This window comes from Alcaligenes pakistanensis (assembly GCF_014652815.1).
GTDB lineage: Bacteria > Pseudomonadota > Gammaproteobacteria > Burkholderiales > Burkholderiaceae_B > Alcaligenes > Alcaligenes pakistanensis.
Map to the genome: position 1 here is coordinate 784,363 of NZ_BMZN01000003.1, position 565 is coordinate 784,927.

The following is a 565-nucleotide window of genomic DNA, read 5'->3' on the forward strand; positions in this document are numbered from 1 at the left end:
GTCTTGGATCAGCTCAGAGCCAGGAACATTCACGTTCCAAGTCTTACCGTCAGCGTTAACGGTCGTGGTGTAGTCCTTACCGTTCACGGTCACCGTGACCGTATCACCGGCCTTCACATCCTTGCCAACGGTACCGGTAATGGTCACGTCGGACTCAGACTCAGCCTTGTTGATCACGTCGTCTTCAGCGATCACATTGATCGCGATCTCAGCTTCGGGCAGATCCGTATCGATGCCGTAGTCACGGTCAGCTTCAGCCGAAGCAGGGTTACCTGCTGCGTCTTCAGTCTCAACCTTGGCTTTAACGTTCGTGTCTTGGATCAGCTCAGAGCCAGGAACGTCTACGTTCCAAGTATTACCATCGGCGTTAACCGTGGTCGTGTAGTCCTTGCCGTTGACCGTGACGGTCACGGTATCACCAGCCTTAACGTCTTTACCAACCGTACCAGTGATAGTGACATCACCTTCCGATTCGGCCTTGTTGATCACGTCGTCTTCAGCGATCACATTGATCGCGATCTCGGCTTCGGGCAGATCCGTATCGATGCCGTAGTCACGGTCAGCT

Annotated in this window: 1 protein-coding gene; it reads right to left on the bottom strand. The window is 53.8% G+C overall.

Annotation, left to right across the window (positions count from 1 at the left end):
- The coding region (locus IE156_RS18660) for an Ig-like domain-containing protein (RefSeq protein ID WP_189392900.1) at positions 1–565 on the bottom strand (565 nt) is incomplete at both ends.